Below are 22,054 nucleotides of genomic sequence, written 5' to 3'. Positions count from 1 at the left end.
ATCCAACCGCCGAAATCCCGCCCAATTTCCCCGAAGCAGAACGTCACGCTCCCCCAACGCGCCCCTCACACGCCACACTCACCTCAACCGCAGGCGAGTCGGCGGTCACTTCGGGACGTCTTTGTGCATGGGATCAGCAGACGCTCGCCCGCCAGATGCTCATCTCATGCACAAAGACGCTCGACGCAGCACCGCCGCGAGGTGGAAGGGCGAAGGGCCGAGGGCAGGGGTAGGGGTGAACCGACGGACGGGAGGTGGTCGTTGGGTGTGGGGAGCCCGGATGGCGGTGCGGTGTTGCGAGCGGCGGGGGCAACCACCTCATGTGCGTCGGTGCGGGCGGCGCCGGGGTGGTCAGGCCGGTGGGCGTTCGCCGGAGCCTCGTTGGATGAGGGCGCAGGGGAGGACTATGCGTTGGGGGGCTCGGGTGTCGGTGCCGGAGGCGCGGTCGAGGAGGAGGCGGGCGGCCAGGCGGCCTAGTTCGGCGGTGTCGGAGGCAACGACGGTGACCGGAGTAGGAAGCATGTCGGCCATTCGGAAATCGTCGAAGCCGACTACCGCGGGCTGCTGGTCGACCTCGCGGAGTGCGCGAAGGACGCCCTCGGCAACGAAGTTGGTGGAGGCGAACAGACCGGTCGGCGGGTCCGACCGATGCATCAACTCGCGAGTCGCCTTCTCCGCCGCCTCCGCGGTACCTTCCGGAAGCTGAACGACCAGCGACTCGTCGACCTCCAGCCCAGCAGTCCGATGGGCCAGCCGGTAACCGCGCAACCGCCGCCCGGTCGTGTGGTACGACGGCGCCAGCAGGATCGCGATCCGCCGATGCCCCTGCCGCAGCAGGTGATCCGTGGCCAGCCGCCCACCACCCTGGTTGTCCACCGTCACGATGTCCGCGTCGATCCCGTGCGCCGGCCGGTCGACGAACACCACCGGAATCCCCGCCCCGGCCAGATACGAGTGATCCCCCTGGTCAGGAACGATCATCAGCCCCGCGACCTGGCGCCCGATCAGCTCCTGGATCGCCCGCCGCTCCCCTTCCGGGTCCTCGTCGACGGACCCGAGCACGACAGCGAACCCGTCCTGCCCGGCCACCTCCAAAGCGGCTTTCGCGATCGTCGCATAGAACGGGTTGGTCAGATCGCCGAGCACCAGCGCGAGGCTGGACGACTTCTTCCCGGGCCGCAGCGCGCGAGCGACTTCGTTGCGCTGGAACCCGAGCTGGTCGATCGCGGCCCGCACCCGGGACGCCGTCTGCTCGCGCACGCCCGCGCCGCCGTTGACCACCCGGGACACCGTGCCGAGCCCGACTCCGGCCGCCTTCGCGACGTCGATCATCGTCGGCCGGCTGGACCCGGATTGCTTTGGAAACGTTTCGGACACAGGGTTGACTTCCCTCTCACGACACGGCATCGTCACACAACAGTAAGCGGTTGGAAACGTTACCGTCCAGGAGGCAGGATGAATCGTTCCCGAGTCGGGATGAGCCGCAGTGCCGGCTCCGATACCAGGGCGGCGTACCTGTTCATCCTGCCGCCGATCATCGGTTTCTCGGTCTTCGTGGTCTATCCGCTGATCCGCTCGTTCTACCTCGCATTGACGAAGTACAACGGCCTGACCGATCCCGTCTTCGTCGGCCTGGACAACTTCCGCCGGATGTTCACCGTCGACCCCGCGTTCTGGCCGTCGCTCAAGGCAACGGGTTATCTCGTCGTGCTCTATGTCCCGCTGAGTCTCGGCATCGGCCTGGCCCTGGCGATGTTCTGCAACCAGCGGTTCGCCGGGGTCCGGATCGTCCGGACGCTGGCCTATCTGCCGGTCGTGCTGCCGGCCATCGCCACCATCACGCTGTGGAAGTTCATCCTCAATCCCCAGGTGGGCCTGGCGAACACGATCCTCGAGAAGCTGCACCTGCCGACCAGTTCCTGGCTGCAGAGTCCGACGATGTCGATGCTGTCCATCGTGATCGTGATGCTGTGGGGCGTCGGCGGCACGATGATCATCTTCCTGGCCGCGCTGCAGGCGGTGCCGACCGAGCTGTACGAAGCGGCGAAGGTCGACGGCGCCGGACCGGCCGCGGTCTTCTTCCGGATCACGCTGCCGATGATCAGCCCGATCATGTTGCTGCAGGTGATCCTGCAGACCACGGCCGCATTGCAGACCTTCAACCAGCCCAAGATCCTCACCGGCGGCGGGCCCGGCTTCAGCACCAACGTGCTGATGCTCTCGATCTACAACAACGGTTTCTCGAACCTGGGCAGGATTCCGCAGCTCGGCTATGCCTCCGCCCAGGTCTGGGTGCTGTTCATCCTGATCATCGCCGTGATCGCCCTGACCGCGAAGTTCTCCTCGCTCTGGACGTACAGTGACAACACTCCCGACTGACCCCGCGACCGAGGCTCCCGTCGTACTGGCGCGAGCACTCGACGAACCGGCCAGGCGCCCGAAGAAACACAGACCACTCGGTACGGCGTCGTGGTATGCAACCGCGCTCTTCATCTGCGCCGTGATGGTGGTCCCATTGCTCTGGATGATCGCGATCGGCCTGAAGAGCAAGACGGCCGTCTTCGAAGTACCGCCCAAACTGCTCCCGCACGAGTTCAACTGGAGCAACTTCATCGACGGGCCGAAGGCGATCCACTTCCCGCGGTTGTTGCTCAACTCAACGATCATCACCGTGCTCAGCGTGCTCGGTGGGGTGATGACCGCGATGATGGCCGGCTACGCGCTGGCCCGGTTGCGGTTCCCCGGCCGCAAGCTCTGGTTCTACCTGTTCGTCGGCAGCATGTTGCTGCCCGGTGTGGTCGGCCTGATCCCGCTCTTCCAGATGTACAAGAGCATCGGCTGGTACGACACCTGGCTGCCGTTGATCGTGCCGGCCTTCTTCGGCGGCAATCCGCTGTTCATCTTCCTGGCCAGGCAGTACTTCCTGGCCATCCCGTACTCGATCGACGAGGCCGCCAAGATCGACGGCGCCGGCCACCTGCGGATCTTCGTCAGCGTGATGCTGCCGCTGACCAAGCCGGCCTGGATCACGATGGCGATCCTCGCCTTCCAGGCCTCCTGGAACGACTTCCTCAATCCGCTGGTCTACCTGTACACCTCCGACAAATGGCCGTTGTCGGTCGGAATGGCGTCCTTCATCTCCCCGTTCGCCGGGCAGACGCCGGACTGGAGCTACTACATGGCCACGAACCTGCTCTACATGCTGCCGCCGCTGATCATCTTCTTCGCCGCGCAGCGCTACTTCATCCAGGGCCTCGGCTCGCTCGGCAGCACGACCCAGAAATAGGAGCACAGCTGTGAACAAGAAGATCTTCGGTACGACGCTGGCGTGCGCCGGGTTGCTGACGGCAACAGCCGCGTGCGGCGGCTCCGACGACTCGGGCAAGAAGACCGACGGCCCGGTCACCGTGACCGTGATGACGTGGGAGTCTGCCCAGACCAACGCGGCAATCGACAAAGCACTGGCCGGGTTCAAGGACGACAAGATCACCGTCAAGCGGGTCGACACCCCGAGCGGCGGGTACGGCGACAAACTCGCGTCGCTGACCCAGGCGAAGAAGCTGCCCGACCTGTTCTGGTGCGGCAACGACACCGAGCAGCAGTACACCGCCCAGGGCCTGACCGTGGACTGGGCCGACCGGATCAGCAAGGGCGACGGCGACTTCACCGCGGACAAGTTCGTCGGATCCGCGATGGAGAACTGGAAGACCGCCGACGGTCAGATGGGCGGCCTGCCATCGCTGATGAACACCTACGGCGTCTGGTACTCCGTCGACGCGTTCAAGGCGGCCGGCATCGCGGAGCCGAAGTCGGGCTGGACCTGGGACGACATGTACTCCGCCGCGACGAAGCTGGCGAACAAGGGCGGCGCGAAGTACGGACTGGTCGCGGACCAGCTGACCTCCGCCGACTCGCCGTTCACGATGAGCATGTACTCCGTGTCCGCGGGTGGCGCGCCGTTCACCGACAACGTGAACCACCCGACCAAGGCCGAGGCGGACGACAAGTACGTCGAGGGGGTGACCAAGCTGGCCGCGGCGATCAAGTCCGGCGCGGTCGCTCCGCCCGGGTACGACGCGTCGAACGTGCAGGCGCTGTTCTCGGCCGGCAAGGTGCCGATGATGTTCGGCGGTCAGTGGCTGGCGGCCGGGTTCCAGACCGACAAGCCGAAGATCAAGTACGGGTTCGCTCCGTTCCCGCAGGTCACCACGCCGACCACGCTGTACGACTCGGTGGGCATCTGCACCCCGAAGTACACGGCCAACGAGGACGCGACGTACAAGGTGCTCGAATACCTGAACTCGAAGGTATGGGATGCCGTGCTGCCCGCCTCGCCGGTCGCGCCCCCGGCGTACACCCCGGCGCAGGCCAGCTACTTCGACGCGCTCACCAAGGCCGGTCAGACCACGGTCGTCGACACGGTCAAGGCTGATCTCGCGGCTGAGAAGACGGTCGGAGTTCGCTTCACCACTACCTGGGCCTCCCAGGTCGCGGATCTCACGACGGCTTGGTACCAGCCGATCCTGAGTGGCAAGAAGCCGGTCAGCGATCTGCAGACCTACGTCGGCAAGATCAACGACCTGATCAAATCTGCAGGTTGATCAAAGGCTGAGGCTAGGGAAAGCGGGGGGTGGAGGTCGGCCGGCTAACCCTCTTAACGTCCGAAGAACCGGAGGGACGTCACCTCCGGTTCTTCGGACGTAAGCGGCTAGACGGCTTGCCAGAGGGAGAGGGCGAAGCGTTCTTCGGAGTCGGTCCACCAGGCGCCGGGGGTGAAGCCGGCCTTGCCGAGCTCGGCCTCGACGCCGTACCGGTGGAACTTCGCCGACACCTCGGTGCTCAGCTCCTCGCCGGCGGCGAACTCGACCTCGAGCCCGATCTCCGGGATCAGCACCTGCATCGCCCGATCGGCGCGCAGGTGCATCTCGATCCACTCGTTCTCCGCATCCCACACGGCGACGTGCGTGAACGCATCCACGTCGAAGTCCGCGCCGAGTTGCCGGTTCAGCACGCGCAGGACGTTCTTGTTGAACTCCGCCGTCACACCCGCGGAGTCGTCGTACGCCGCGACGAGGGTGGCCGGATCCTTCACCAGATCCGTGCCGAGCAGCAGCCACTCCCCCGGCTCCAGCACCTCCCGGATCGACGCGAAGAAGACCTCGCGCTCGTCCGGCAGCAGGTTCCCGATCGTGCCACCGAGGAACGCCACCACGCGTGGGGCATCACCCGGCAGCTTGTCGAGGTGCTCGGTGAAGTCGCCGACCACGCCGTGCACGATGAGGCCCGGGTAGTCCGCTGTGATCGCGGCCGCCGCCTCGCGCAGCGCCGACTCCGACACGTCCAGCGGGACGAAGGTCGTCAACGTGCCGTGGTCACGCAGCCCGTTCAGAAGCAGGCGCGTCTTCTCCGACGATCCCGAACCGAGCTCGACCAGCGTCTTCGCCCCGGTCAGCGCCGCGATCTCACCGGACCTTGCCTCGAGAATCTCCCGCTCCGCCCGGGTCGGGTAGTACTCCGGCAGCCGGGTGATCTCCTCGAACAACTCACTGCCACGCGCGTCGTAGAACCACTTCGGCGCCAGCCATTTCGGCTCCGCGGTCAACCCGTCCCGGGCGTCCTCGCGCAGGGCGCGGGCCGCGTAGTCCGGGGTCAGATGAATATCGATCTCGGGGTCGATGAGGGTCACTCTCGTCCTTCCATCGGTGACTCCGCCTGTTGGGGAGCCAAGGGGGTGATCGCCAGTGAATTCTTGGTTGCTACCAGCAACGATTGGTCGGGCACTTCTTCCCAGCCTTCGGGCTGCCATGGCTCGGAGCTGACCGCAACGAAGTCCGCCGTACGCCGGAACCACAGCGCGTGCGTCCAGGTCGTCGCGACGATCTGTTCGCCGTCGGTCAGCAGCAGGTTGAGCCGCGAACCTGGTGCGACCGCGGCGACGTCGCGCACCACCGACGCGACCGCCTCGGCAGCAGGCGCACCGGAGTACAGGCGGTCTTGCACCAAGGCCCACAGCAACGCGGAGTCCACTGGGGCGTCGAGGGTGAGCAGCTCGGAGACGGGCAGGGTCTCAGCCAGTTTGGAGACGGAACCGGGCCAGCCGGCGATCAGCCCGTTGTGGCTGAACAACCACTGATCTCTGGTGAACGGCGCAACAGCAGTCTCCGTCAGCGGCTGACCAACCGTCCCATTCCGTACTGCGGCCAGCAGTGCTCCGGATTTGATCGAGCCGGCCAGCCCTGGCAGCGACTCGTCGGCCCAGATCGGCACACTCCGCCGGTAGCGCACCGGTGCACCGTCGACGTACCAACCGAGACCGAAGCCGTCCGCGTTGACCGAACCGCCACCCCGCATGTCCGCCGGCGCCCAGCTCTGCCGGTAGAGCGAATGCGGTGGCTCCAGGACCAGCGATGCCAGCGGCACCGCCGGTCCGAGGTACGCCAGGTGTCGGCACACTAGACAAGCTCCGACGGAAGAGGATCCCGCGCGCAGCGGAAGCCGGCGAAGATCTGCCGTCTGATCGGGTAGTCCCAGTTGCGGAACGTACTCCGGGCGACCACCTCGTCGGTGCCGAACGAGCCTCCGCGCAGCATCTTGTAGTCGTTGCCGAAGAAGACCAGCGAGTACTCGTCGTACGGGAAGGCGCGGAAGCCCGGGTACGGCTTGAAGTCGCTGCTGGTCCACTCCCAGACGTCGCCGATCAGCTGCTCGACACCGAGTGGCGAGGCGCCGGCCGGATAGGCACCGATCGGGGCGGGCTGCAGATGCCGCTGGCCCAGGTTCGCGTGCTGCGGACCGGGGCTCTCGTCGCCCCACGGGAACCGCCTGGTCCGGCCGGTCGCCGGGTCGAAACGGGCAGCGAACTCCCACTCCTCTTCGGTCGGCAGACGCTTGCCCGCCCAGGCCGCATACGCCTCGGCCTCGTAGAAGCAGACATGCATCACCGGCTCGTCGAGCGGCAACAGCTCGCGGTGACCGAACCTTGTCCGCATCCAGTTGCCGTCGACCTGCGCCCAGAACCGCGGTGCCTTGAGCGAAGCCTTCTGGACATGCGCCCAACCTGCTTCGGACCACCACTTCGGATCCTGGTAACCGCCACCGACAACGAACCTCAGGTAGTCGCCGTTGCTGACCGGGGCGGTGTCGATCACATAAGGCGCGACGTGCACCGCATGCGCCGGCCGCTCGTTGTCCAGCGCCCACGGCTCGATCGACGTCCCCATCTCGAAGACACCGCCCGGAACCAGGACTTCAGGAAGCGCGAGTCGACGGCCGGTAGGCGGCGCGGGCGCGTCGAGCACCGGCGTACCGGTTCGGAGTTGGTGCGTCGCGAGCATCGTCTCGTCGTGCTGCTGCTCGTGCTGCACGATCATCCCGAAGGCGAACGCGTTCTCGACCAGCTCCCGATCGCCGCCGAGCTTCACGTGGTCGAGCACGTCGAGCACCTTGTCCCGCACCTCGACCACGTAGGCGCGGGTCTCGGTCGGGCTCAGCAACGGCAATGACGGGCGGTCCGCCCGGGCGTGCATGAACGCGTCGTACAGCTCGTCGATGTCCTGCCGGACCGGCTCGCGACCGCCCACGTCACGGACCAGCCAGAGCTCTTCCTGATTCCCGATGTGGGCGTAGTCCCAGACCAGCGGCGACATCAGTTTCGAGTGCTGACGGACCAGATCGTCGGTGTCGACCGCATCGGTCAGCTGCACGGTCCGCGACCGCGACCGCTCGAGCTGCCCGGCAACGAAGGCCCGCAGACCCTCCTCGGTCAGGTCGGATAACTGGTGACTCATGAGGCTCGCCTTCTTTGGGTGTCGTCGACGATGCGGGTCAGCCGGGTTGCGACTTGCCCGAGCAGATCGGGACCGACGCCGGTGCGGTCCAGTACTTCGGTGCCGAGGTCGACCACGTCCCGTGCGGCCTGCAGGACCAGCTTGTCGTCGAGTCCCTCCCGCGCCGCCGGGAACCATCGGCCCGCTGCGGGTTCGGCGGCCGCCATCGCTCGGGCGATGATCGCGGGATCCGACATCAACGCCGTCAGCAGCACGGTCGGCGCGATCCACCCGTCGCCGGGCTGGGTGTCCAGGTACCGCACCTCGAGATACCCGCGCGGCCGGACCGGGGGGAACAAGGTGGACAGGTGGTATTCGAGATCCTCGTACGTCGGGCGGTCGCCGGGCAGCGCCCCGTCGGCCCACGCACCGAACGTGAGCCCGGCCGGTGCGTCCCAGTTGTCACCCCTGCGCAGGCAGAGCACCGGCGCCTCCATCGCCATCCGGGCCCAGGCCGCGGCAGGGTCGCCGTCCAGCGGCGGTGGCTCGGTGAACGGGGCGCAGGTACCGAAGGTGGCCTCGGTCCGGGCCGAGGCCCAGCCGGTGTCCTCGCCGGTCCGGCGCCGGGAGTTGGCGAACAGCGCGACCAGGGTCGGGCCGAGGTCGTGCAGCGCCCGCCAGCGCGTTGCGGTCTGGTCCGCTTCACCGGCGTCGAGGCAGATCTGCAGTCCGGCGGTGCTGCACATCATCCTCGGGCCGTGCGGGCCGAGCTGGGCGAACGCGCGTTCCATCGCCGCGTACCGCGGGACAGTAAGGATGCGGCGGGGCGGCCGGTAGGCGTCCAGGCCGTGTTCGCCCGGTACCAGTCCGGCGGCTGCCAGCAGAGAAGTCAGTTCGGCCGCGTCGGCGGCGGTGTCGTCGATCAGCCTCGTGACTGAAGCTGACGCGGGGCCGGAGATCTCGACCTGGCCACCCGGCTCCACCGTGACCAGAGCACCCCGGCCGAGCGGCAGCTGCGGGCTGCCGGGCACCAGGGTGGCGGGCGCATGAGCGCCCAGGGCCTTGCTCAGTAGTGCGGCATCGAGAGGTCGGTGCGGATCGTCCGCATGATGCACCGTCCACTCCAGCTCGACGCCCTGCAGCTGGGGAGGACCGTGCTTGAAGCACACCATTTCGACGTAACCCTCCGCGGCCGCACGTGAGCCGATCGGGGCCGTCGCCGGGATACCACCAGGCTCCGTCACGTCATCGAACCTAACCGCGGCCCTGGGCACGGACAACCGACAGCTGGTTACCCATTGATGACGTCAGCGGCGCCGGGGAGGTCGCCGGACACTGTGTCAGATTCATGATCGACATAGTGCCGGGCGGCACCGACAATATTCCGCGGCAGCGTCCGGAGGAGGATTTCCCGGTCCCGCCGGTACCCGTCGTGCCGCCACCCGCACGACTGGTCGCATCGGTCGCCAGTTGCGCTCTGAGCGAAATCTGTCAGCTCACCCTCGGGCAACCACCGCACGCGTTGACGTTGGGAAGTGCGTAGATGAAGCAACACGACGTACGCATGGGTTGGTCCAGGTCGATCTTGAAAGCCTGTGCCGCGGCGGCTCGGTGCGGGGCGTCCTCGATGAGTTTGAGCGCGCCGCGGAGCTCGTCCTCGACCGCGCCGAAGCGCTGCCGCGAGCTCAGCTTCACGCCGGGGCGGTAGGAGTCGAGGAAGGTCCGGGTGTGCGCATCGACCTGCGCGGCCGCCTCGTCCAGTCCGACCACCCGGCCGGACAGCAGGGCGACCTCGGCCGGGTAGTGCGCTGTCGGATGCCTCCGAAAAGCAAGGGACTGCGGCGAAACGTCCGGTGACACCCCAGTGAGTGCCGTCGCCATCCCGGCGATCATCGACGGCACCGAGACGTACCACATCAGCACGAACATCGCCGCGATCTGCTCGGGCGGCTCGATCGCGTACTCCCGCCCGTAGTCGTCGTGCAACGCCTTCCGCCACCCGTACGTCGGGTCGCCGCCGGCCTGCTGTTCCGCGAGCAGGTCCGCGCAGTCGATCCACTCCGGCCCGGGCAGCGCGTCCGCAGTACGGACGGCCAGCCAGGAGCACTCGCCGTCGAGCAGGTCGGCGAGCTGCTTGGCGGAGTAGGTCATATCAGCAGCCTACGATCCGGTACGACGACAGGCGCTCCGCCGACTTCCACCACCGTCGCTTGCAGGCCGAACACGTCGTCGAGGAGTTCCACGGTCAGTACGTCGGCAGGTCTGCCTTGTGCTGCGATCTTGCCATCGCCCATCACGACCAGGTGATCGGCGTACTGAGCAGCCAGCGTCAGGTCGTGCAGCACAGTCACCACGGTCTTTCCAGCGCCGTGGGCGGCCGCGTGGACCACGTTCATCACGTCGACTGCGTGGGCGAGATCCAGGTACGTCGTTGGCTCGTCGAGCAACAGGTACTGCGTGCCCTGGGCAAGCACCATCGCGATCCAGACCCGTTGCCGTTGGCCCCCGGACAACTGGTCGGCGGGCCTGTCCTTGAGACGGGTGAGTTCGACGGCTTCGAGCGCTTCGTCGATGGCCGCGTCGTCTTCCGCGGTGAGTCGGGCGAACAGCCCGCGATGCGGATGCCGGCCGCGGGAGACCAGTTCGGTGACGGTGATGCCTTCGGGGGTGATCGGGCCTTGTGGGAGGAGACCTAGTTTCCTGGCCAGCTCGCGGGCCGGAAGCTGATGGATGTCCTTGCCGTCCAGGAGAACACGGCCGTTGCTTGGCTTGAGCAACCTGCTCATGCCGCGCAACAAGGTGGATTTGCCGGAGCCGTTGGGGCCGACGATCGCCGTCAGTCGGCCGGTCGGCAGAGTGAGGCTGAGGTCGGTGACCACCGGCTTGTCGGGGTCGTAGGCGAGGGTGAGGTTCTCGACGTGCACTTTGTTCAGCGCCCCTTCTGCTGACGACCGATGAGGTGGAGCAGGTACGGCGCGCCGGCCGCGGCGGTGACGACTCCGACGGGGAGCTCGTACGGGCCGACCTGGAGGACTTGCAGGCCGTTTCGTGCGATCAGGTCGGCGGCGGTGACGAAGAGGGCGCCGAGCATCGCCGTGGTGAGGATCGGTGGGCGATCCGTCTTCGCCAGGCGTTGCGCGATCTGCGGGGCCACCAGCGCGACGAACGCGATCGGGCCGGCACCGGCTGTTGCCATCGCGGCGAGAACCGTCGCCACGATGAGGAGTGCCAAGCGGACTCTTGAGACCCGGACTCCGAGTGAGGAAGCGACGTCGTCACCTAATACCAGTGCTTCCAGTTCGCGACCGAACATTATTGCTATCGGCAACAAGATTACTACTGCTATCCCTACTGGTGTCGCATCGGCCCAGGTGCGTGCGTTGAGCGAGCCGGCCAACCAGGCAGCGGCACGCCCCGCGTCGGTGACGTCGCCGACTACCAGGAGCCAGGCGACGACTGAGTTGGCGGCCGCCGCGACGCCGACGCCGATCAGGACCACTTTGCTCGCGTCGACGACACCGCGCTGGATCGAGAGCAGACCGACGATCAGGGTGGCCAGCAGTCCGCCGAGCATTGCCGCGAGGGGCAGGCCGATTTGCTCGGCGGCGCCGGAAATGTTGCCGCCGCCGGTTCCCGCGAGGACGATCACGCCGACCGCCGCTGCCGACGCGCCTGAGTTCACGCCGATGATGTCCGGGCTGGCCAGCGGGTTGCGCGACAAGGTCTGCAGGAGTGCGCCCGAGACCGCGAACGCGATCCCGACGAGGAGGCCGGTCGCGACGCGGGGCAGGCGGAGTTCGATCACGATCAGCCGGGTCCCGGCTTCGCCAGCACCGAGGAGGGCCTTCAAGACCTCGGCCGGCGGGAGCTTCGTCGTACCAAGGCTTAGTGAAAGGAGTGCAAGAACTACTGCGGCTGCCGCGAAGACTGTGGTGAGAGTGGCGGTTCGGGCGGTCACAGAGCGACCGCCCGGCGCCGTACGACGATCACGAAGAGCGGGGCGCCGACGATGCCCAGTACGACGCCCGCCTGGACCTCACCGGCTCCGCCGACCAGCCGTCCGACCAGGTCCGCCAGGATCAGCGCGGCCGCTCCGGTCAATCCGGCGGCGGGGATCAGCCAGGCGTTCCGGGCGCCGAAGATCCGCCTTGCAACATGACCTGAAAGAAGTCCGAGGAACCCGATCGTCCCGCAGGCGGCGACTCCTGCCGCCGTGAGCAACCCGATCGCGAGGAGTCCGACGAGCCGCGCACGGCGTACGGACAATCCGAGACCGGCGGCGACATCGTCGCCCAGGGCCAGCAGGTCGAGGTCGCGCGCGTTGAGCATCGCCAGCACCAACCCGACCACCGCGAACGGCAACACCTGCCCGACCACATCGAAGCCTCGCCCGGCCACGGACCCCACGGCCCAGAAGCGATACCCGTCCAACGTGTTCGCATCGAGCAAGACGATCGCCGACGTCAACGCCCCCAACATCGCGGCCACCGCGGCACCCGTCAACGCCAGCCCGACCGGCGACGCTCCACTCCCCCGCGACGCCAGCCGCTGTACGCCGAACGTCGCCACCAGCGCCCCGACCAACGCACACCACACGGTCGACCCGACCGACTCCACCAGCCCGATCTGCAACCCGAGCACCACCGCCAGCGCCGCTCCCGCGCTAACCCCAAAAATCCCCGGCTCCGCCAAAGCGTTCCGGGTATGCCCCTGCATCAACGCCCCCGCGATCCCCAGACACACGCCGATCACCGACGCCACCACCGTCCTGGGCAACCGCAGACTCCGGACGATCACATCCGCATCGGCCCCCGTGTTGTCGCTGAGCGCATGCCACACCGCCCCCGCCCCCAACCACCGGGACCCCAACGCCAAACTCGCCCCGAACGCCACCCCCACGACAACCACCAGAACCACCAGCGCCGCCACCCGCGCCTCCCGGCGATCACCCCACATAACCCCCAACCTTAGGTGACCCTTACCCGCCAGTTCGCAGTGGCCGGTGTACCGACGGACAGGAGGTGTCCGCTGGTCGGGCAGGTGGTCCGGCTCAACCGGCCGTCGCCGGCTCGGCTTTTGCGGCACACCTCCTGTCCGTCAGCACGCCCGGATGGTTAGGGTTACCTAAGTTGGTGGAGTAGGGTGCTTGGGATCTGTTGTCGAGTGTTGGGGAGTGGTTGTGCGCGTCCGCCTTGGGGCATTGGTTGCTGTTGTCGCGTTGGCTCTGACGGGGTGCGGAGGGTCCTCGGAGAAGAAGGAGGATCCGGGGCAGGCCTCGGCGAACGCCGGGTTCCCGCGGACGGTCGAGCACGCGATGGGGAAGGCCGAGATTCCGGCCAAGCCCAAGCGGGTCGTCGCGCTGGACACGAGTTTCGTGGATGCGTCGCTGATCCTGCACGCGCAGGTGGTGGGGTTCACGGACTACCGGACGATCAACGGGAAGCTGCCGGACTACCTCGGCGACGACCGGACGAAGTACGGAGCGGACGCGGTGTCGGTCGGGACGCTGGCGGAGCCGAACCTGGAGAAGATCGCGGCCCTCAAGCCGGATCTGATCATCTCCGCGAAGGTGCGGCACGAGAAGCTGTACTCGCAGCTGAGCAAGATCGCGCCGACGGTGATGAGCGAGACGACCGGGCCGACCTGGAAGGACAACATCCGGCTCGAGGCGAAGGCGCTCGGCGAGGAGGATCGCGCGAACGAGGCGATCACCAGCTACGAGACCGCCGCGAAGTCGGTCGGTGCCTCGATCAACGAGAAGGCCAAGAACCCGACCATCTCGGTGGTCCGGTTCGTGGACGGGCCGACCCGGCTGTACCAGAACGCCAGCTTCTCCGGGATCGTGCTGAAGGACGCCGGGCTGAAGCGGCCGAAGTCGCAGGACGTCGACGGATTCGCGGCCGAGATCAGCGCCGAGCGGATCAAGGACGCGGACGGTGACGCGATCTTCGTCGCGACCTACAACGACGAGAAAGGCCTGAGCAAGAAGACGGCCGACCAGTTCAAGGCGAACCCGCTCTGGAAGCCGCTCGCGCCGAAGGTGCACGAGGTCCCCGACATCACCTGGATGACCGCCGTCGGCTTGCAAGGCGCCTGGTCCATCCTCACCGACCTCTGCACCACCTTCGACGTAGCCGTGCCCGAGCACAGTTAGGGTCAATTCATGACCACGTTGGAGCGTTGGCATGTCGGGCCTTGGACTACGCGGGGGACGTTGCCTGGCGAGCCGTTCGAGCCGGGGAGTAAGCGGACGCCGGACGAGCTGAACTTCGACGTGGTGGGGCTGGCCCGGATTCTGGGGCGCCGGCTGGACGGGCGGGGCGAGTTGCAGGTTCGCCTGTGGCAGAACGAGCTTCGGCCGACCCACACCAGGATGTGCGGCGTCCACACCCTGGCCGATCCGGACAACGCCGAGACACTCCGTACGACGGCCCGCGAAGCCTTCGACTGGTTGGCAGAGCAGGCCCCGGCCGGCTACGAGTTCGTCTACACCGACGCTGTCTACCTCCGCCCGCTCACCGACCTGAGCGCGGAGGTAGTCACCGTCGACGCAGTCATCCAGATCGCCGCCGAGCGCGGTGACGCACTACCCGCTGATCGCCTCGCGGCGTCGCACGTACGCCGAGCGGCCGCCGGTTGGTTCGCAGGGGACGCCGTCTGCAACTGGTCCGGCCCATACCCCACTGCGGAGGAAGCGGTCGACGCAGTACGAGCTGCTCGGGTTGAACTGATCAACCAGCTGACAGAGGCAGGCCATGCCGACCTGGCAGCCACAGCGGACCGCTGGCCAGACGTACCTCAGGACCAGGCTGCGACGAAGTAGCCGACGCCGTACGGAGCTGCGTGGTAGAGCAGCTCACCCCTGTACGACGCAGAGGCCGTCGCACCGGCCAGTACTTGCCACGGGGCTCGCCCAGCTGCCTTGAGCTCACTGGCCAGCTCCGGATCGAGTGCAGCAAGAGTGGTGGTGTCTGCCAAGGACAGCGCAGCAGCGACCGTGCTGTCGAAGATCTCCGCCCGCGGATGCAGGTGCACCGGCGAGTGCTCACTCCGCCGCGCCGACCCGTCCCCCATCACAAGCAACGCCAAACGATCGTTGCCAGCAGCAATCTCTTGACCAAGCTCCAGACAACCGCTCAACGACTCGTCAGCAGAGACAGTCCGCAGCACAGTCGGCAGACCAGCTGCCTTGCTCTGCGAGACAAGCCACGACCCCATCATCAGCGACAACGGCAGCACTGCCAGACCAGAGCCCACCCGCACCGAGGGAGCGCCGTACGGACCGAAGCTGCCACCAGCGGAGCTCTCGTACTGCGTACCTGTGGTCGCCCCCGCGCCCACGATCACCAATGCGTCGGCATCCGCGAGCTGGTCGATCGCGGTGAGGCAGGCAGCGCGTAGTACGTCCAGCTCTGCTGCTGCACCGCCTGCCACCGCAGGAACAAGCAGCGGCGGGTGCGGACAGACAGCAGCACTGACAATAGGCACCCAATAACCCTAGCTAGCTCGCAAGTAGCGCATGAACAAGGAGCCGTCGTCTGCGCCGAGTGTCGAGTGCAGTACGAATCGTCGTGTCACTGTGTCGAACGGACCTGCTGTGATCCGCCCCGCGCCGGGACCGGCCAGTAGTGGCGACAGCGAGAGATCCATTTCGTCCACTAGATCAGCGTCCGTCAGTGCACCGAGCAGATGCGGCCCGCCTTCACAGAGGATCTGCGGCAGACCCCGCTCGGCCAACGCGGACACGGAGGCCGCCAGGTCGACCTCTGCTTCACCACAGATGATCACGTCAGCCACCTCGCCGAGCGCCTCGACGCGATCCGGCGGTGCGGCCGCATGCGTGATCACCAGCGGCCGGATCGGCGCGTCCGCGAACACCCGGTTGATCGGGTCGAGGTCGAGGCGCGACGAAACGATCGCCAGCGTCGGGTTCTCGGCCAGACCATGATCCTGACGCCAGGCCCGCCGCTCGGCACCGAGCCGCAACGGGTTGTAGCCCTCGATCCGAACCGTGCCCGCGCCGACCAGGACGACGTCGCTGAGCATCCGGATCTTGCCGAACAGTTCGCTGTCCTCCGGGCTGGTCAGCGACTTGGACTGTCCGTCGATCTCGACCGCGCCATCCAGGCTGGTGACGAAGTTGCAGCGCAGGTGCGGCACCGACCGGTCCTCGACCTGGTACGCCTCGGTGATCTCGTCGTCGGTGATCTCTGCGCTGTTCAGGCGATGCATCAAGCCAGGCTCCTTCGGGTTCCGGCGGGCTCGGCCGAGCCCCGCAGTACGGCGATCAGGTCGAGGGCTTGCCGGGCGGCCGGGACGTCGTGGACGCGGAAGACCCGGGCGCCGAGCCAGGCGGAGACACTCAGCGCGGCCAGCGTTCCGTTGCCCCGCTGTCCCGGTGGGAGGTCGAGTGTCTCGCCGATGAAGTCTTTGTTGGAGACGGCGACGAGGACCGGCCAGCCGGTGGCGGTCAGCTCGTCCAGCCGGCGGGTGAGCTCGAGCGACTGCAGCGTGTTCTTGCCGAAGTCGTGGGTCGGATCGATCAGGATCCCGTCCGGTCGTACCCCGGCCGCGACGGCTCGCTCGGCCAGCAGGGTGGTCGTCGCGATCACGTCCGCCACCACATCGTCGTACGCCATCCGGTGTGGGTCGGTCCGCGGCGTGAGTCCGCCGACATGGCTGCAGACGAGCCCGGCGCCGACCTCGGCCGCGGCGGCCGGCATGTCGGGGTCGGAGCCGGACCAGGTGTCGTTGATCAGGTTCGCACCGGCCGCGCCCACCCGACGGGCGACACGACTGCGATAGGTGTCCACGCTGATCACCAGATCGGGATGGCGCTCGCGGATCCCGGCGACGAAGTCGACCGTCCGGCGCAGTTCCTCCTCCTCGGAGACGGGTTCGCCGTACCCGGCCTTCACGCCGCCGATGTCGACCAGGTCCGCACCGTCGGCGACCGCCTGGTCGATCGCCTGGTACGCCGCCTCGGTCGCAAAGGTGGCACCGCGGTCGAAGAACGAGTCCGGCGTCCGGTTCACGATCGCCATCAGGGCGAACTCCCCCGGCCCGAACGACCTGCTGCCCAGCCGTAGTACCTGCTCATGTTCTTCCGGCACGGGGACGACTGTATCGGCCGGGCTTTGTTGATCCGGTGAATTAAACCCCCCGACCAGTGGGCAAGGTGGCACATATCCTATAGGATCCGTCCGTCACGTCGGATCACGGCAGAACGGATGTCGATGCCACGCTTCACGGAGTTCGAGACGTACGACGTCCGCTTCCCCACGTCCTTGCACCTCGACGGGTCGGACGCGATGAACGCCGACCCCGATTACTCCGCGGCGTACTTGATCCTGCGGACCGATGCCGGCGACGGCCTCGAGGGACACGGGTTCGCGTTCACCATCGGGCGCGGGAACGACGTCCAGACCGGCGCGATCGAGGCGCTCCGCGACCACGTCGTCGGACTCGATGTGGACGCGACACTGGCCGACCTCGGTGGCTTCTGGAAGTCACTCGTGCACGACTCGCAACTGCGCTGGCTGGGCCCCGAGAAGGGCGTCATGCACATGGCGATCGGCGCGGTGGTGAACGCGGTCTGGGATCTCGCGGCGAAGCGCGCCGGGGTGCCGCTGTGGAAGTTGCTGTCCGATCTCACCCCTGAGCAGATCGTCGACCTGGTCGACTTCCGCTATCTCACCGATGCCCTCACCCGCGACGAGGCACTGGAGATCCTGTACGCCGCGGTGCCCGGCCGGGCCGAGCGCGAGAAGGTGCTGCGGGAGCAGGGCTATCCGGCGTACACGACGACGCCCGGCTGGCTCGGGTACGACGATGCGAAACTGGTCCGGCTCTGTCAGGAGGCGGTGGCCGACGGGTTCACCCAGATCAAGCTGAAGGTCGGCGCCTCGCTCGACGACGACATCCGGCGGATGCGGCTGGCGCGGGAGGCGGTCGGGCCGGATATCCGGATCGCCATCGACGCCAACCAGCGCTGGGATGTCGCCGACGCGATCCCCTGGATCGAGGCGCTGAAGCCGTACGACGTGTGGTGGGTCGAGGAGCCGACGAGTCCGGACGACATTCTCGGCCACGCCACCATCGCCCGGGCGATCGCGCCGGTCCGGGTCGCCACCGGTGAGCACGTGCAGAACCGGGTGGTGTTCAAGCAGATGCTGCAGGCGGAGTCGCTGTCGTTCGTGCAGATCGACTCGGCACGGGTCGCCGGGGTGAACGAGAACATCGCGATCCTGCTGCTGGCGGCGAAGTTCGGCGTACCGGTGTGTCCGCATGCCGGTGGGGTGGGGTTGTGCGAACTGGTGCAGCACCTGTCGATGTTCGACTTCGTCGCGGTCAGCGGTTCGGTCGAGAACCGGGTGATCGAGTTCGTCGACCATCTGCACGAGCACTTCCTGGACCCGGTCGTGGTGCGGGACGGCCAGTACGTCACGCCGGTGCGACCCGGGTTCAGTGCTGAGATGGATGCGGAAACCTTGTGCGACTTCCGGTACCCGAATGGCAAGATCTGGACCGACCTCGAGAAGGAGAGCGTGCAGTGACTGATTTCGCCGGTTTGAAGGCAGTGGTCACCGGAGGAGCCCAGGGCATCGGGCTGGCCGCGGCGACGCTGCTCGCCGCGCGCGGGGCCGACGTGGTGGTGTTCGACCTCAAGCCGGAGGTGCCGGCACCGCTGTCCGGGATCGCCGCCGATGTGAGCGACGACAGTTCGGTGCGGGACGCGGTGTCCGCGGCCGCGTTGAAGCTGGGCGGGATCGACATCCTGATCAACAACGCCGGCATCGGCGCGCAAGGGACGGTCGCCGGGAACGACGACGAGGAATGGCATCGCGTCCTCGACGTGAACGTGGTCGGGATCGCTCGGGTGACCCGGGCGACGCTGCCGTACCTGCGGCGCTCGTCGGCGGCGGCGATCGTCAACACCTGCTCGATCGCGGCGACCGCGGGCTTGCCGAACAGGGCTCTGTACAGCGCGAGCAAGGGCGCCGTACTGGCATTGACGATGGCGATGGCCGCAGATCACGTGCGCGAGGGAATCCGGGTCAACTGCGTCAATCCCGGTACTGCGGATACTCCGTGGGTCGGCCGATTGCTCGATGTCGCCTCGGATCCTGCTGCTGAAAGGGCTGCTCTGGAGGCCCGGCAGCCCATGGGCCGATTGGTTTCGGCCGATGAGGTCGCTGCGGCGATCGTCTATCTCGCGTCGCCGCTGGCCGGTTCCACGACCGGTACTGCGTTGGCTGTCGACGGCGGGATGCAGAACCTGCGGCTGCCGGCGGTTCGCTCGTGAAGCTGTTTCCGGACGACGCGCGGATCGGGCTCGGCGGGGCACCGCTGGCGGGGATGACCGCCGTTGTTTCCGAGGCCGAAGCGGTGTCCGCGGTCGAGGCGGCCTGGGACGAGGGCTGGCGGTACTTCGACAACGCGCCGCACTACGGACTCGGGCTCGCCGAGGAGCGGCTGGGCCGGGCGTTGGCGGGGAAGCCGCGGTCGGAGTACGTGCTGTCCTCGAAGGTCGGGCGGATCATCTACTCGACGGATACCGAGGCGCCCGACGATGAGGGCGGCTTCGCGGTGGTCACCAAGCGGCGGCGTCGCTGGGACTTCAGTCGCGACGGCGTGCTGCAGAGCATCGAGGACTCGCTGCGCCGGATCGGCACCGACCGCCTCGACGTGGTCTTCGTCCACGATCCCGACGACCACTACTCCGAGGCGGTCGCGACGGCCTTCCCGACGCTGATCGAACTTCGCGAGCAGGGCGTCATCGGTGCGATCGGTGCCGGGATGAACCAGACCGCGATGCTGACCCGGTTCGTCACCGAGATCGACCTCGACGTCATCATGCTGGCCGGCCGCTACACCCTGCTGGACCCGGACGGCCTGGACGACGTCGTACCGGCCTGTGTGGCCAACGACGTCCAGATCGTTGCCGTCGGCATCTTCAACTCCGGCCTCCTGTCCCGGCCCCGGCCGGCGCCCGGCGCCACCTTCAACTACAGCCCGGCGCCGCCCGCATTGATCGCCAAGGCGAACCAACTGGCCGACGTCTGCGAGTCCCACGGCGTAACGCTCCCCGCCGTCGCACTGAAGTTCCCGCTGGCCCACCCGGCCGTCGCGGGCATCGCCGTCGGCTGCCGCAACGCCGAAGAGGTCCACACCAACGCCGCCCTCTCCCGCATCGACATCCCTTCCGCCGTCTGGACCGACCTAAAATCCACCGGCCTCCTCCGCGAAGACGCTCCAACCCCTTAGCTCTGAACAACTAGCTGTGGCCTTGAACATGTCATCTCCTGTTCAAGGCCACAGCTGCCTGTCCTAGCCCTCCGCGACCGCGCCACACCGAGAGCAGGTGGAGCGGAGCAGCGCGGTTCGTAGTACGGGTTAGAGGGGTTCAATGTCGGTCAATTCGTCGTGGTCCAGCTGGATCCAGCGGGTGATGCCGATGGTGCGGAGGAAGGGGAGGTCGTGGCTGGCGACCACGAGGGCTCCCTGGTAGGAGGCGAGGGCCTCCTGGAGTTGGGCGACGCTGGACAGGTCCAGGTTGTTGGTGGGCTCGTCGAGCATCAACAGCTGTGGCGGTGGGTCCGCCAGCAGGAGAGCTGCCAGGGTGGCCCGGAAGCGTTCGCCGCCCGAGAGGGTGCTGACTGGTTGGTCAGCAGCCCTGCCACGGAAGAGGAATCGGGCCAGCCGGGAGCGGCGATCCTGGTTCTCGACCGTGGGGGCGAGCAGGGCCAGGTTCTCCACCACCGAGAGGTCGTCGCGCAGGAGATCCAGTCGCTGCGGTACCAATCGATAGGGAACGCGGGGCTTCTCGTCCGCCACGATCGCGTGCAGCAGGGTGCTCTTGCCGGCGCCGTTCGGACCGACCAACGCGATCCGCTCCGGTCCACGGATCTCTAATGAGGCATGGAGACCTGTGCGGAGTACGAAGTCCTCCAGCTGAAGGACGATCCGGCCCGCCGGGACGGAGGTCTTCGGCAGGTCGACGCGGATCTTGTCGTCGTCATGGACCTTCTCCTCCGCCTCGTCGAGCGCCTCCTTGGCAGCGTCGAAGCGATCGGTGTGCATGTTGATGTGCTTCGCCGCCGACACCTGGGCGTTGCGTTTCAGGTTGCCGGCCACGATCTTCGGGATCCCGCCGGCCTCGAACGCGCGCTGCCCCGCGGCCCGGCGCCGATCCATCTTCATCCGCGCCTCGGCCAGTTCGCGCTTCTGCTTGCGCAGATCGGATTCGGCGACCCGGACCATCCGCTCGGCCGCCTCCTGCTCGACAGCGACGGCTTCCTCGTACGCCGTGAGGTTGCCGCCGTACCAGGTGAGATCACCCCGTCGCAGGTCACCGATCTGATCCACCCGGTCGAGCAACTCGCGGTCGTGACTCACCACGAGCAGCGCACCGCGGAAGGTGTCGACCGCGTCGTACAGGTGTCTGCGAGCGCGCAGATCCAGGTTGTTCGTCGGCTCGTCGAGGAGCAGGACGTCGGGTCGTTTGAGCAGCTCGCCGGCCAGGCCGAGCAGGATCGTCTCGCCGCCCGACAGCTCGCCGACGTTGCGGTCGAGGCCGATCGAGCCGAGGCCGAGCTTGCCGAGCAACGCCTCGGCCCGCTCCTCCACGTCCCAGCCGTCGCCGACGACCGCGAAGTTCTGCTCGGAGGCGTCGCCGGCCTCGATCGCGGTGATCGCCTTCCGGATCCCGGCGATGCCGAGGGCCTGGTCGACGGTCAGCGTGACGTCGAGGGTCAGGTCCTGCGGCAGATAGCCGAGTTCACCGGCGACCCGGATCGCGCCGCGCTGCGGATTCAACCGGCCGGCGATCAGCCGGAGCAGCGTGGACTTGCCGGCGCCGTTGCGGCCGACCAGCCCGGACCTCACCGGTCCGGCGACGAAGCTGAGGCCGTCGAACAGCACGTCGCCGTCGGGCCAGGCGAAAAAGAGGTCAGTACACGTCAAGGAGTAAGACATAAAGGCCGTCCTCAGAGATCTCGAAACGAGACCGCCTACCGATCGGTGGCGATCAACCGCAACTGAAGAGAGATCTCAGTTCGACAACCCAGACTCCTGCCGTTGGCAATGTGACGTGCTCAAGATTAGAGGACCCGCCACTCACCGTTCAACCCGATTAGGCACCCGGACCCCCGCACCTCACACCACCACACCGCGCACCGCCCACCCCGCACCGCGCACCCCGCACCCCCGCACAGCGCACCGCGCACCGCGCACCCCGCACCGCCGCACAGCGCACAGCGCACCGCGCCGCGGGGCGCGGGGTCAGC

The 22,054-nt window shown here is 67.4% G+C and carries 21 protein-coding genes; 8 read left to right on the top strand and 13 right to left on the bottom strand.

Annotation, left to right across the window (positions count from 1 at the left end):
* Nucleotides 1-351 precede the first annotated feature (351 nt).
* Nucleotides 352-1,332: a LacI family DNA-binding transcriptional regulator gene (locus ABZ004_RS38245; protein ID WP_355686857.1), complete on the bottom strand. Its 981-nt coding sequence runs from the start codon at nucleotides 1,330-1,332 to the stop codon at nucleotides 352-354.
* Between the two features lie 123 nt (nucleotides 1,333-1,455).
* Between ABZ004_RS38245 and ABZ004_RS38240 the strand changes: the two genes are divergently transcribed.
* Genes ABZ004_RS38240 through ABZ004_RS38230 form a run of 3 tightly spaced genes read left to right on the top strand, consistent with a single transcriptional unit; the run spans nucleotide 1,456 to nucleotide 4,601 of the window.
* Nucleotides 1,456-2,379, top strand: coding sequence for a sugar ABC transporter permease (locus ABZ004_RS38240; protein WP_355686855.1), 924 nt, complete (start codon nucleotides 1,456-1,458; stop codon nucleotides 2,377-2,379).
* Nucleotides 2,360-3,286: a carbohydrate ABC transporter permease gene (locus ABZ004_RS38235; protein WP_355686853.1), complete on the top strand. Its 927-nt coding sequence runs from the start codon at nucleotides 2,360-2,362 to the stop codon at nucleotides 3,284-3,286. The genes ABZ004_RS38240 and ABZ004_RS38235 overlap by 20 nt, the downstream gene beginning before the upstream one ends.
* A gap of 10 nt (nucleotides 3,287-3,296) precedes the next feature.
* Nucleotides 3,297-4,601 (top strand): extracellular solute-binding protein, encoded by a 1,305-nt coding sequence (locus ABZ004_RS38230; protein ID WP_355686851.1) that lies wholly within the window; start codon nucleotides 3,297-3,299, stop codon nucleotides 4,599-4,601.
* Nucleotides 4,602-4,708: 107 nt separating this feature from the next.
* Here ABZ004_RS38230 and egtD read toward each other — a convergent pair whose 3' ends face one another.
* From egtD to ABZ004_RS38190, 8 genes are all read right to left on the bottom strand, one after another.
* Nucleotides 4,709-5,686 carry an L-histidine N(alpha)-methyltransferase gene (egtD, locus tag ABZ004_RS38225; RefSeq protein WP_355686849.1) on the bottom strand — a complete coding sequence of 326 codons (978 nt, stop codon included), beginning with the start codon at nucleotides 5,684-5,686 and terminating at the stop codon, nucleotides 4,709-4,711.
* Nucleotides 5,683-6,453, bottom strand: a complete 771-nt coding sequence (gene egtC / locus ABZ004_RS38220) for an ergothioneine biosynthesis protein EgtC (RefSeq protein WP_355686847.1) — start codon at nucleotides 6,451-6,453, stop codon at nucleotides 5,683-5,685. Before egtC ends, egtD begins: the two co-directional genes overlap by 4 nt.
* A complete protein-coding gene (gene egtB / locus ABZ004_RS38215; RefSeq protein WP_355686845.1) occupies nucleotides 6,453-7,787 on the bottom strand; it encodes an ergothioneine biosynthesis protein EgtB in 1,335 nt (444 codons plus the stop codon). Before egtB ends, egtC begins: the two co-directional genes overlap by 1 nt.
* Nucleotides 7,784-9,010 carry a glutamate-cysteine ligase family protein gene (locus ABZ004_RS38210; RefSeq protein WP_355686844.1) on the bottom strand — a complete coding sequence of 409 codons (1,227 nt, stop codon included), beginning with the start codon at nucleotides 9,008-9,010 and terminating at the stop codon, nucleotides 7,784-7,786. The genes egtB and ABZ004_RS38210 overlap by 4 nt, the downstream gene beginning before the upstream one ends.
* A gap of 247 nt (nucleotides 9,011-9,257) precedes the next feature.
* The gene (locus tag ABZ004_RS38205; protein ID WP_355686842.1) at nucleotides 9,258-9,917 is read right to left on the bottom strand and encodes a (2Fe-2S)-binding protein; all 660 of its coding nucleotides are present in this window, start codon (nucleotides 9,915-9,917) and stop codon (nucleotides 9,258-9,260) included.
* The gene (locus ABZ004_RS38200; RefSeq protein ID WP_355686841.1) at nucleotides 9,914-10,690 is read right to left on the bottom strand and encodes an ABC transporter ATP-binding protein; all 777 of its coding nucleotides are present in this window, start codon (nucleotides 10,688-10,690) and stop codon (nucleotides 9,914-9,916) included. Before ABZ004_RS38200 ends, ABZ004_RS38205 begins: the two co-directional genes overlap by 4 nt.
* Before the next feature lie 5 nt (nucleotides 10,691-10,695).
* Entirely contained in the window at nucleotides 10,696-11,724 is a 1,029-nt protein-coding gene (locus ABZ004_RS38195) for an iron chelate uptake ABC transporter family permease subunit (protein WP_355686839.1), read from the bottom strand.
* The gene (locus ABZ004_RS38190; RefSeq protein WP_355686837.1) at nucleotides 11,721-12,722 is read right to left on the bottom strand and encodes an iron ABC transporter permease; all 1,002 of its coding nucleotides are present in this window, start codon (nucleotides 12,720-12,722) and stop codon (nucleotides 11,721-11,723) included. The genes ABZ004_RS38195 and ABZ004_RS38190 overlap by 4 nt, the downstream gene beginning before the upstream one ends.
* Before the next feature lie 223 nt (nucleotides 12,723-12,945).
* On the opposite strand from ABZ004_RS38190, the gene ABZ004_RS38185 reads away from it, so the two are divergent.
* The gene (locus ABZ004_RS38185; RefSeq protein ID WP_355686835.1) at nucleotides 12,946-13,920 is read left to right on the top strand and encodes an iron-siderophore ABC transporter substrate-binding protein; all 975 of its coding nucleotides are present in this window, start codon (nucleotides 12,946-12,948) and stop codon (nucleotides 13,918-13,920) included.
* A gap of 9 nt (nucleotides 13,921-13,929) precedes the next feature.
* Entirely contained in the window at nucleotides 13,930-14,589 is a 660-nt protein-coding gene (locus tag ABZ004_RS38180) for a hypothetical protein (RefSeq protein ID WP_355686834.1), read from the top strand.
* On the opposite strand, the gene ABZ004_RS38175 is transcribed toward ABZ004_RS38180, so the two are convergent.
* From ABZ004_RS38175 to folP, 3 genes are read right to left on the bottom strand one after another with little or no spacing between them, the layout of a single operon-like run.
* A complete protein-coding gene (locus ABZ004_RS38175; protein ID WP_355686833.1) occupies nucleotides 14,565-15,254 on the bottom strand; it encodes a class III extradiol dioxygenase subunit B-like domain-containing protein in 690 nt (229 codons plus the stop codon). The two genes, ABZ004_RS38180 and ABZ004_RS38175, sit on opposite strands and share 25 nt — an antisense overlap.
* A 9-nt stretch (nucleotides 15,255-15,263) precedes the next feature.
* A complete protein-coding gene (locus tag ABZ004_RS38170; protein ID WP_355686831.1) occupies nucleotides 15,264-15,998 on the bottom strand; it encodes a pyrimidine reductase family protein in 735 nt (244 codons plus the stop codon).
* Nucleotides 15,998-16,810: a dihydropteroate synthase gene (folP, locus tag ABZ004_RS38165; protein WP_355686891.1), complete on the bottom strand. Its 813-nt coding sequence runs from the start codon at nucleotides 16,808-16,810 to the stop codon at nucleotides 15,998-16,000. Before folP ends, ABZ004_RS38170 begins: the two co-directional genes overlap by 1 nt.
* A gap of 192 nt (nucleotides 16,811-17,002) precedes the next feature.
* Here folP and ABZ004_RS38160 point away from each other — a divergent pair, with 192 nt between their 5' ends.
* The 3 genes from ABZ004_RS38160 to ABZ004_RS38150 are packed head-to-tail and all read left to right on the top strand — an operon-like array spanning nucleotide 17,003 to nucleotide 20,033.
* On the top strand, nucleotides 17,003-18,322 hold the full coding sequence (locus ABZ004_RS38160; protein ID WP_355686829.1) for an L-fuconate dehydratase: 1,320 nt from the start codon (nucleotides 17,003-17,005) through the stop codon (nucleotides 18,320-18,322).
* Nucleotides 18,319-19,071: an SDR family oxidoreductase gene (locus ABZ004_RS38155; protein WP_355686827.1), complete on the top strand. Its 753-nt coding sequence runs from the start codon at nucleotides 18,319-18,321 to the stop codon at nucleotides 19,069-19,071. The genes ABZ004_RS38160 and ABZ004_RS38155 overlap by 4 nt, the downstream gene beginning before the upstream one ends.
* Nucleotides 19,068-20,033, top strand: coding sequence for an aldo/keto reductase (locus ABZ004_RS38150; protein ID WP_355686826.1), 966 nt, complete (start codon nucleotides 19,068-19,070; stop codon nucleotides 20,031-20,033). Before ABZ004_RS38155 ends, ABZ004_RS38150 begins: the two co-directional genes overlap by 4 nt.
* A 129-nt stretch (nucleotides 20,034-20,162) precedes the next feature.
* On the opposite strand, the gene ABZ004_RS38145 is transcribed toward ABZ004_RS38150, so the two are convergent.
* Nucleotides 20,163-21,743 (bottom strand): ATP-binding cassette domain-containing protein, encoded by a 1,581-nt coding sequence (locus tag ABZ004_RS38145; protein WP_355686824.1) that lies wholly within the window; start codon nucleotides 21,741-21,743, stop codon nucleotides 20,163-20,165.
* Nucleotides 21,744-22,054 lie beyond the last annotated feature (311 nt).

Origin of the sequence: Kribbella sp. NPDC006257, assembly GCF_040613535.1 — a bacterium.
Classification (GTDB): Bacteria; Actinomycetota; Actinomycetes; order Propionibacteriales; family Kribbellaceae; genus Kribbella.
This window is presented reverse-complemented; position numbering and strand designations above follow the sequence as displayed.